A 9,898-nucleotide genomic window follows, 5' to 3' on the forward strand; every position below is an offset into this window, starting at 1 on the left:
CGGCTTCTTTTTTGGGAGGTCGGCCTGAATGCCGGATTTGTCCGAGTACCGTCAACTGGCAAAGGACATGTCAGTAGATGCCGTGGCACTGGTGCCCGGCCCGAATTTTACCCGCGCTTTGGGAAAGCCCTTCATGAGCCACGAACGACCCTTTGCGGTCGTGATCCCGGCCGAAGGGACTCCGGCAGCAATTGTGCCCAATCTGGAATTGGGGTCATGGGAATTGGTCGGTTTCGAAGGCGCAGTCTTCGATTGGCGCGATCAGACCGGATATGACGACGCATTTGCCGCACTAGCCGAGTTTTTGCCGCTGCGATCACTGGCCGTCGAAGGTCAGGTCATGCGGGTTTTCGTTTCAAAAGCCTTCACGCGAGCGCTGCCAGACCTGCGTATCGTCGACGCAGAACGAGAAATTTCCGGCCTGCGGATCATCAAAACTGATGAAGATATCGCGGCGCTGCAAGCTGCCATCGATATCTCGGAACGTGCGCTGGAACGTGTGATCGCAGACGTCCGCGTCGGTCAAACCGAGCAGCAAATCGAACAGGCGTTGATCCAGGCCCTGTTTGCCGAAGGCGCGGCCTCGCTGGCCTTTTCACCGATCGTCACCGCCGGGGATAACTCGGCACGCCCGCACGGCAAGGCTCGGGCGGATTATCAGATCAAACCGGGCGACGCGCTATTGTTCGACTTCGGTGCCCGCAAGCACGGATTTGCCGCCGATATCACGCGGACATTCTTTGTCGAAGAGGTCTCGGATGAGGGCAGGGCGGTTTACGACACTGTTCTGCGCGCCAATCTGGCCGGGTTCGAGGCGTGCCGACCGGGTGTTACCGCCCATGACATCGACGATGCCGTGATCAGCGTGCTTGAGGCCTCGCCCTATGCTGATCGTATTCGCACCAAAACGGGTCACGGGCTGGGTCGAGACGTGCACGAGGCGCCATACATCATGCGCGGTAATGATCAGGAAATCCTTGCAGGGATGGTCTGGACGAACGAGCCGGGCCTTTATGATCTGGACAATTTCGGCGTTCGCATCGAAGATGATGTTCTGGTGACCGAAAACGGTTGCCGGTCGCTGACCAGCTTTCCCAAAGATCTAACAATCATAGGTCGCTGATGTTTGGCTACTTACTTACCCGTCTCGGTATGTTCATACCGACATTTCTGGGCGTGACCCTGATCTCATTCATGTTCATCCGGGTTCTGCCGGGCGATCCCATCATCGTCATGGCCGGTGAACGCGGGATGACCGAGGAACGCTATCAGGAGATGGTCGAAAAACTGGGCTTCGACAAACCGGTTTTGCAGCAATATTGGGACTACCTCGTAGGCGTTCTGCACGGCGATCTGGGCGAAAGCTTTGTGACCAAGAAACCGGTTTGGGATGAGTTTTTTGCTCTGTTCCCCGCCACGCTGGAACTGTCCCTTTGTGCTATGATCTTCGCTGTCGCTCTGGGTTTGCCGGCCGGAGTGATCGCAGCGGTGAACCGGGGCAAGTTCTTTGACCGGGCGCTGATGTCTTCGGCATTGGTCGGATATTCCATGCCGATCTTCTGGTGGGCACTGCTGCTGATTATCGTGTTCTCAGGCAATCTCGGCTGGACGCCGGTCTCGGGCCGGATCGACCTGTTGTACTACTTCCCCAGCGTGACCGGCTTTATGCTGATCGACAGCCTGCTCTCGGGGCAGTCGGGAGCGTTCGGCTCGGCAGTGCGCCACCTGATCCTGCCAACGATCGTGCTGGGGACCATCCCGCTCGCTGTGATCGCACGTCAAACCCGGTCGGCCATGCTGGAAGTTCTGGGCGAAGATTATATTCGGACCGCGCGCGCCAAGGGTCTTTCACCCTCGCGGATCAATGGTCTGCACGCGCTGCGCAATGCACTGATCCCGGTCGTTACGGTGATCGGCTTGTCGGTTGGCACTCTGCTGGCTGGCGCTATCCTAACCGAGACGATCTTTAGCTGGCCCGGTATCGGTAAGTGGATGGTCGACAGCATTTTCCGCCGGGATTACCCGGTTGTGCAGGGCGGCCTGCTGATGATCGCCGTGATCGTGATGCTGGTGAACCTTCTGGTCGATGTCCTTTACGGCATCATCAACCCCAAAATCCGGAGGCGGTGATGGCCGAACTGTCCGCAACCCCACCCAAAACCGAAGACCGCCCCAGTGCCCTGCGCGAATTCTGGTTCTATTTCAGCGAAAACCGAGGCGCTGTCATGGGGCTGTGGGTGTTCTCTGCCTTTGTGCTCTGCGCCGCCTTTGCACCTCTGCTGGCGCCTTACGATCCGACCGAGCAGTTTCGCGACCACATCCTGCAGCCACCCGCCTGGCAAGAGGGCGGTAGCTGGGCTTTCCCTCTGGGCACCGATCCGTTGGGGCGGGATATGCTGTCGCGCCTGATCATGGGATCACGTTACTCATTCTTTGTCGGGATCGTCGTGGTATGTGTCGCAGTAACCGGCGGAGTGATCATCGGTTTGTTGTCCGGATTTGCGCCCAAATGGGTCGACACTCTGATCATGCGGATTATGGACATCATCCTGTCTTTTCCCTCGCTGTTGCTGGCACTGGTTCTGGTCGCAATCCTCGGCCCGTCGCTGACCAATGCGATGATCGCCATCGCCATCGTGTTCCAACCGCATTACGTGCGCCTGACCAGGGCGTCAGTGTTGTCGGAACGTCAGAAAGATTATGTGACTTCGGCCCGCGTGGCGGGAGCGGGCAAAGCGCGGCTGATGTTCAAGACCGTGCTTCCAAACTGTCTGGCTCCGATCATCGTACAGGCCGCGCTGTCGTTTTCGACCGCCATTCTGGACGCCGCCGCCCTTGGCTTTCTGGGCATGGGGGCGCAACCTCCCACGCCCGAATGGGGCACCATGCTGGCCGAAGCGCGCGAGTTCATACTGCGTGCCTGGTGGGTGGTGACATTCCCCGGCCTCGCCATCCTGATCACAGTGCTCGCCATCAACCTGATGGGCGACGGTCTGCGCGATGCGCTGGACCCGAAACTGAAGCGGAGCTGACGATATGAGCCTTTTGGATATCCGAAACCTCACCGTCGAGTTCGCCACCGCTTCGGGTAAGTTCCGCGCCGTGGATGGCGTCGACCTCTCGGTCGACAAGGGCGAGTTGATGGCCATTGTCGGCGAAAGTGGATCAGGTAAATCCGTGTCAATGCTGGCCCTTATGGGCTTGCTGCCGTGGACTGCTACGATTACCGCCGACGAGTTGCGCTTTGAAGGTATCGACCTGACCAAAATCTCGGCACGGGATCGGCGTAACATCATCGGCAAGGACATTGCTATGATCTTTCAGGAGCCGATGTCCTCGCTGAACCCCTGTTTCACGGTTGGTTTCCAGATCAAGGAAGCGCTGCGCATTCATCTGGGTCTGAACCGGAAAGAGCGGCACCAGCGCGCGATCGAACTGTTTGATCAGGTTGGCATCCCTGCGCCTGAAAGCCGGCTAAACACCTTTCCGCACCAGATGTCAGGCGGCATGAACCAGCGTGTGATGATTGCGATGGCGATTGCCTGCAAACCCAAGCTGCTGATTGCGGATGAACCTACGACCGCACTGGATGTGACCATTCAGGCACAGATTCTGGACCTCCTTGTTCGACTGCGTGACGAACAGGGCATGGGACTTGTCCTGATTACGCATGACATGGGTGTCGTTGCTGAGACGGCCGAACGCGTGCAGGTGCAATATGCCGGCCAAAAGGTTGAAGAGCAGCCTGTCCGTGATCTGTTCCGAACGCCGCGCCACCCCTATACATCTGCACTGCTGAGCGCGCTGCCCGAACGCGCAACGTCTAAGATGTTGCCGACTATTCCTGGCGTGGTTCCGGGTCAGTTCGACCGTCCCAAAGGATGTCTGTTCAGCCCAAGATGCAAGTATGCGGACGAGCTGTGTCGGAGTACGCCGCCAAAACCACACAGCGCTGAGTTCGGGAAAGCCCGCTGCCACTATGTCGAGAAGATAACCGCCGGAGAACTGGTATGACCGCACCTATCGTACAGGCCAATGCGCTGGTCCGGCACTATATCGTCAAAGGCGGGTTGTTGTCGAAATCGGCCACGGTGAAGGCGCTATCCGGCGTGGATTTTGATTTGAAGCCGGGAAAAACGCTGGCGATCGTGGGTGAATCCGGTTGTGGGAAATCGACACTGGCACGAGTTGTGACAATGATCGAGGAACCAACCTCGGGCACTTTGACCATCGACGGTGTCGACATTACCCCATCGAAATGGGCTGAGATGCGCGAAACGGTGCAGATCGTGTTTCAGGACCCTTATGGTTCACTCAATCCGCGTCAGCGGATCGGACAAATCCTTCAGGAACCGCTGATTATCAACCGTCCTGATATGTCGGCCGCTGACCGTGAAGCCCGTGCGCGCGAAATGATCGACCTCGTGGGTTTGCGCCCTGAGCACTATGACCGCTATCCGCACATGTTCTCGGGCGGTCAGCGTCAGCGCATTGCCATCGCCCGCGCCCTGATGCTCAATCCAAAGGTTCTGGTATTGGACGAGCCCGTGTCGGCGCTGGACGTTTCGATCCAGTCACAAATTCTGAACCTTCTGGTCGAGCTGCAGGAAAGGCTGAATCTAGCCTATCTGTTCATCTCGCATGACTTGTCGGTCGTGAAGCATTTTGCCGACGACGTGATCGTCATGTATCTGGGTCGCGCGGTTGAGAAGGCCCCGAAGGAACAGTTGTTTGCAGCACCGCGGCACCCGTATTCCAAGGCGTTGTTGTCGACGACGCCTCGGGCGGACCCCGACGCGCGGAAAGATCGCATCAAGCTGGAAGGTGAGCTTCCGTCCCCCATGAATATCCCGAAAGGGTGTGCATTTGCACAACGCTGCTGGCTTGCGACCGAAGAATGCCGGGCGGCTCCGCCAGAGCTAAGCGGGACCACGCACAAGGTGGCGTGCCTGCATCCGTTGGAATAACACGAGCGAACGTCAGCGCGCCTCGGTTTTACGCGTGGTGATGACCATCGCCAGCAGTTGATCCTTGGTTCGTTGAATGTGCTGAGTCAGCAGGTCGCAAGCGGCCTCGACCTGGCCCATTCGCGCCAGCGATAACAGCTGCCTGTGGTCTTTCTTGGCTGGTTCGCGCTGTTCCATAACGCTCAGATGCATGCGGACATAGCGATCCGATTGCAGGTTGACCCTTTGTAGAATTTCAGTGGTCAATCCCCGGTCAGCTGCCGCATAGAGGGCCTTGTGATATTCATAGTTCAGGCTACCCCAACGACCAACATCGTAAGCTTCGTAAGACCTCTCCATATCGTCGAGCAATTGTTCGCAAGCGGTGAAATCAGCTTCTGTCATCAAAGGTATGGCACGTTTGAATAGATCGACTTCCAGCAGGACGCGCAGATCGAAAATCTCTCCGATTTCGGAAAGCGAGTGCGAGGTGACCGACGCGCCACGGTTGTTTGTCAACTGGACGAGGCCCTCGGCGTCAAGCCGCTTCAGGGCTTCGCGAATGGGCATTCGCGAGACGTCGTAATCCTCGGCTAGCGCCTCTTGCCGAATGGTTTCGCCTTCGGCCATCTCGCCGCTCAAAATACGCTCGCGCAGATCGTTCGTTATAACATCTGGAAGGCTTTGACGTGCAATCGCGCGGGTTCTGGGCATGTGAGTGGTCTCAGTCGGTGTATTCTTGTATCCAAAATACAAAATCAAAGTTCGATTTCCAAGGGTGTTGCGCCTATAGAAAATAATAAGGTGATGTCCGGCCGTTGCAGACAGATCAAGCTGTGAGACTGCGCAACCAGACAAAAGGTCAGCGACGGCTCTGGTTCAACCGACGCGGATGTTTGCAGGAACATACGTGTATGATTTCAAGCACAAAATTTTTCATTCATGAAACTGCTGCGGTGATTTGGCAGTAGATTCGCTGGGCTCGGAATTACCATTCCGGCATGACGCTCGAAAGAAGTGTCGAAATGTTTAGCAAGATCGTTACCTGGTGTCTGAAACTCGAAAGCCGGTCCGAGGGAATTGCAGCGCTCAAGCAGTTGGCCATCGATATCGAGGCAAAGGAACCGGGCACGTGGGGATACCTCATACACTCCGGTGCTGCGGGTTCAACTTCGCCATGTAGCGACGATACTATCGTCTTTGTGGAAATCTACAGGGACGAACAGGCTTTAATCGGCCATTTACACGGTCCGGTCTTTACGAAATTCATGACAGACCACGGCGATCTTCTTCAAGGCGGGCCGGGCGGTGACAGCCCTTTCGTGCAGTTTCAGAATGTCGACCGCATTCAGGGGTTTCTGCGGCCTGAAGCCGGTTCCGGGAAAGGCTGACTTGCCAACGGCCTGACCCGCAAAGGTTAATGCCCAGCATGGAACACACTTCAACCCAAGCGTTGGCAGGTGTTTTTCAGCCATCTCGTGGCATGCGAGACTAAAACAACTATTGGCTGCGCGCAGATGGGTGTCGCGCCCTATTTTGTCAGATGTGAAGGTGTGTTGGTCTGTGCGATCAGTTGAGGTTTCAACGATGTTGACTCCATATGTATCCAAATGTATACATATGGACGCATTGAGAAAGGCATGCGCGCGATGACCATTCAGGGCGACCCCTTACAGCCAGGCCCGCAAGGCAATTCTGCGTATCAACGCCTGTCAAAAGAGATTCGCGAAGGCTCACTTCCGTCCGGCGCACGCCTACGCGAGAGTGAGCTTTCTGAACGGTTGGGCGTCAGCCGCACCCCGGTACGCGAGGCGATCCGGCAGTTGGAGGCTGACGGGCTGGTCACCCATGTTCCTCGACAGGGCGTTATGGTGCACAGTTTAGATTACGCCGAGGTCATGGAGCTCTATGAGATGCGCGCCGTGCTTGAGGGGACCGCGGCCAGACTGGCGGCGCGTGCGGCGTCGGATGTCGAATTGGACGAGCTGGACATGCTGAATGATCGGTTGGCCGAGGCTGGCACCGGCCCGGATGCGGCTCGGATCAATCGGGTTTTTCACGCCACTCTTCTGGACGCTGCCAAGAACCGTTTTCTTGCCAAGTCCATGTTATCCCTTCAGAAAGCGCTACTGATCCTTGGACCTTCACAATTGTTGGACAGTGATCGGGCCGGATCGGCCGGAGCCGAGCACCGTTGTATCATGGCCGCTTTGAAGGCACGCGATGGTGCGGCGGCCGAAACAGAGATGCGTGCGCATATTCAGGCCGCACAACGGGTGCGCATCCGTGCATTGCAGGACAGCGACCGCTCAATCGACGAAAATCAGTAGGTAGACAGGATATGGCCACCCAAAAGGAAGCTTACGATATCGTTGTGATCGGTGGCGGGAACGCTGCCCTTTGCGCCGCGATGACCGCCGCCGAGGCAGGCGCGCGCGTTTTAATCTTAGAGACGGCGCCAAAACCCTATCGTGGCGGAAACTCACGTCACACGCGCAACTTTCGTTGCATGCATAAATCTCCATTGGGACCGTTGATCGAAGAGTACAGCGAGGATGAATATCTATCTGACCTGCTGAAAGTCACCGATGGAAAAACCGACGAGCATTTGGCCCGACTGGCGATCCGAACCTCGGAGGAATGCCTGCCGTGGATGGAGGAACACGGCGTTCGCTTTCAACCCTCACTGTCCGGGACACTCTCACTGGCCCGGACAAATGCCTTCTTTATGGGAGGCGGTAAGTCTCTGGTGAATGCCTATTTCAGAACAGCGGAAGGTCTGGGCGTTGACGTGCTGTATGAAGCTGCCGTGACGCATTTGGAGCTGAGCGGCGATAGAGTCGAATGGGTAGACTACACATATGAGGGTCAATCTCACCGGATTTCTCCTAAGGCAGTGATCGTTGCTTCGGGCGGATTTCAGGCCGACACGGATTGGCTCACACGCGCTTGGGGTGAGCCCGCAAAGAACTTCCTGATCCGGGGCACGCCCTACAACCGAGGTGTGGTGCTGGCCGACCTTCTGGATCAAGGCATCGAAAGCGTTGGCGATCCAACCCAATGCCACGCTGTCGCCATTGATGGCCGCGCGCCGAAATTCGACGGCGGCATTGTCACCCGTCTGGACTGCGTGCCGTTTTCCATCGTCGTGAACAAGGATGCTGAGCGGTTCTATGACGAGGGCGAGGACGTTTGGCCAAAGCGCTACGCAATCTGGGGGCGGTTGGTAGCGGCCCAACCAGATCAAGTGGGTTACGTTATCATTGATGCAAAGTCGCTGAACCTGTTCATGCCTTCCGTTTTCCCGCCGCTGAAGGCGGATACCTTGGAGGAACTGGCCGGGATGATGGACCTGCCAGCGGACAAGCTGACCGCGACTGTCGCTGAATTCAACGCCGCTTGCGGAGATACCAGCCGATTTCACCCAACCGAGCTGGATGGGGTCGCGACCTCGGGCTTGACGCCGCCCAAGACCAATTGGGCCCGACCAATCACCCAACCGCCATTCTATGGCTACTCGCTGAGAACGGGTGTGACCTTCACCTATCTGGGCCTCATGGTTGACGACACAGCGCAGTGCTCGACCCCCAACGGCAAGATCAAGAACCTTTGGGCGGCTGGCGAGACCATGGCCGGGTCGATCCTTGGACAAGGCTATCTGGCCGGCTTCGGCATGACCATCGGAACCGTTTTTGGACGCATCGCAGGACGTGAGGCTGCAGCCTATGCAAACTGATCTTATTCAAGAAGCCCGTCGTCAGGCCGAGATCTGCAACGCCTGCCGGTATTGCGAGGGCTACTGCTCGGTCTTCCCGTCACTGCATGCCGAACGCGCGTTTTCAGATGGGGATGTTACGCAACTTGCCAACCTCTGCCACAACTGCCGAGGCTGCTACTACGCCTGCCAGTACACAGCGCCTCACGAGTTTGACCTGAACCTGCCCAAAGCTCTGGCCGAAGTAAGGCGGGACAGTTGGGAGAGCTTGGCGTGGCCGCAGCCGCTGGCGCGCCGGTTCCACACCCATGGCGGAGCCATAGCTTTGGCGCTTGTGATCGGATTTGCCCTGTTATTTTGGGCCATTCGCGCCATTGGATCAAGCGGAGGTGAGGGGTTCTACGCTGCTCTGTCGCATAACGCGATGGTCGCGATCTTTGCGCCCGCATTCCTGCTGCCCCTGTTCAGCATAGCCGTCAGCATGAAGCGCTATTGGGCTGAGGTCGGCGGAAAACCCATCCAGATGTCTGATCTGACAGCTGCGTTCAAGCGCGCCGGCAAGATGCAGGATCTGGCCGCAGGCCACGGTGAGGGTTGTAATTTCGAGGACGAAGACCGGTTCAGCCAGGGGCGGCGTCACATTCACCATGCCATCATGTATGGATTCCTGCTTTGCTTTGCATCGACCTCAGTGGCGACGGTGATGCACTATGTTTTCGGAATGCACGCGCCTTATGGGTTGTGGTCTTTACCCAAACTGTTCGGGATTTCCGGTGGAATCCTGCTGACGTTGGGATGCGGCGCTATGGCTTTGCTCAAGCAAAAGTCAGACCGCGATCTTGGCGATCCGTCGGCATGGGGTGGTGATACCGGCTTCATCCTGTTGCTTGGGTTTGTGGGGCTCAGCGGGTTGGTGCTCTATGCCCTCGGCTCAACGGCTTTGATGCCCGCGCTACTTGCTATCCACCTTGGTTCGGTCCTGACATTCTTCCTGCTGATGCCCTATACCAAAATGGCGCATGGGTTTTACAGGCTCGCTGCCCTTATCAGGGATGCACAAAGGAAGCGGGGTGCTTAACGTGACAACACCCCCGCGCTAAATGACAGATCGGATCTGTTGCAAAGTTACGAGCTGACCGAACTGTCTTAGGGTCAGGGTGCATTGATTTTCAAAGCGCTGCGTGATTCACGGCTCGAAAACCGGAGCGGTGATATGAGCGACCTTTTCTGGCTGACT

10 protein-coding genes are annotated in these 9,898 nt (G+C 57.2%); 9 read left to right on the plus strand and 1 reads right to left on the minus strand.

The window, feature by feature from the left end; translation table 11 throughout:
* Positions 1-28 precede the first annotated feature (28 nt).
* From ACR0J0_RS21495 to ACR0J0_RS21515, 5 genes are read left to right on the plus strand one after another with little or no spacing between them, the layout of a single operon-like run.
* A complete protein-coding gene (locus ACR0J0_RS21495) occupies positions 29-1,123 on the plus strand; it encodes a M24 family metallopeptidase (protein WP_480666032.1) in 1,095 nt (364 codons plus the stop codon).
* Positions 1,123-2,130: an ABC transporter permease subunit gene (locus ACR0J0_RS21500; RefSeq protein WP_480666033.1), complete on the plus strand. Its 1,008-nt coding sequence runs from the start codon at positions 1,123-1,125 to the stop codon at positions 2,128-2,130. Before ACR0J0_RS21495 ends, ACR0J0_RS21500 begins: the two co-directional genes overlap by 1 nt.
* Complete coding sequence (locus tag ACR0J0_RS21505) at positions 2,130-3,032, plus strand: ABC transporter permease subunit (RefSeq protein ID WP_480666034.1); 903 nt, start codon at positions 2,130-2,132, stop codon at positions 3,030-3,032. Before ACR0J0_RS21500 ends, ACR0J0_RS21505 begins: the two co-directional genes overlap by 1 nt.
* Positions 3,033-3,036: 4 nt before the next feature.
* The gene (locus ACR0J0_RS21510) at positions 3,037-4,014 is read left to right on the plus strand and encodes an ABC transporter ATP-binding protein (protein WP_480666035.1); all 978 of its coding nucleotides are present in this window, start codon (positions 3,037-3,039) and stop codon (positions 4,012-4,014) included.
* The gene (locus ACR0J0_RS21515) at positions 4,011-4,967 is read left to right on the plus strand and encodes an ABC transporter ATP-binding protein (RefSeq protein WP_480666036.1); all 957 of its coding nucleotides are present in this window, start codon (positions 4,011-4,013) and stop codon (positions 4,965-4,967) included. The genes ACR0J0_RS21510 and ACR0J0_RS21515 overlap by 4 nt, the downstream gene beginning before the upstream one ends.
* 12 nt (positions 4,968-4,979) lie before the next feature.
* Here ACR0J0_RS21515 and ACR0J0_RS21520 read toward each other — a convergent pair whose 3' ends face one another.
* Positions 4,980-5,660 (minus strand): GntR family transcriptional regulator, encoded by a 681-nt coding sequence (locus tag ACR0J0_RS21520; RefSeq protein WP_480666037.1) that lies wholly within the window; start codon positions 5,658-5,660, stop codon positions 4,980-4,982.
* A gap of 311 nt (positions 5,661-5,971) precedes the next feature.
* Here ACR0J0_RS21520 and ACR0J0_RS21525 point away from each other — a divergent pair, with 311 nt between their 5' ends.
* The 4 genes from ACR0J0_RS21525 (at position 5,972) to tcuB (ending at position 9,739) form a co-directional block, all read left to right on the plus strand.
* On the plus strand, positions 5,972-6,337 hold the full coding sequence (locus tag ACR0J0_RS21525; RefSeq protein ID WP_480666038.1) for a putative quinol monooxygenase: 366 nt from the start codon (positions 5,972-5,974) through the stop codon (positions 6,335-6,337).
* A 249-nt stretch (positions 6,338-6,586) separates the two neighbouring features.
* Positions 6,587-7,276, plus strand: coding sequence for a GntR family transcriptional regulator (locus ACR0J0_RS21530; RefSeq protein WP_480666039.1), 690 nt, complete (start codon positions 6,587-6,589; stop codon positions 7,274-7,276).
* Positions 7,277-7,287: 11 nt separating this feature from the next.
* Positions 7,288-8,682, plus strand: coding sequence for an FAD-dependent tricarballylate dehydrogenase TcuA (gene tcuA, locus ACR0J0_RS21535; RefSeq protein ID WP_480666040.1), 1,395 nt, complete (start codon positions 7,288-7,290; stop codon positions 8,680-8,682).
* The gene (gene tcuB, locus ACR0J0_RS21540; protein WP_480666041.1) at positions 8,672-9,739 is read left to right on the plus strand and encodes a tricarballylate utilization 4Fe-4S protein TcuB; all 1,068 of its coding nucleotides are present in this window, start codon (positions 8,672-8,674) and stop codon (positions 9,737-9,739) included. Before tcuA ends, tcuB begins: the two co-directional genes overlap by 11 nt.
* The last annotated feature ends 159 nt before the right edge of the window (positions 9,740-9,898 follow it).

The sequence above is a fragment of the Ruegeria sp. BF12 genome, from assembly GCF_056538705.1.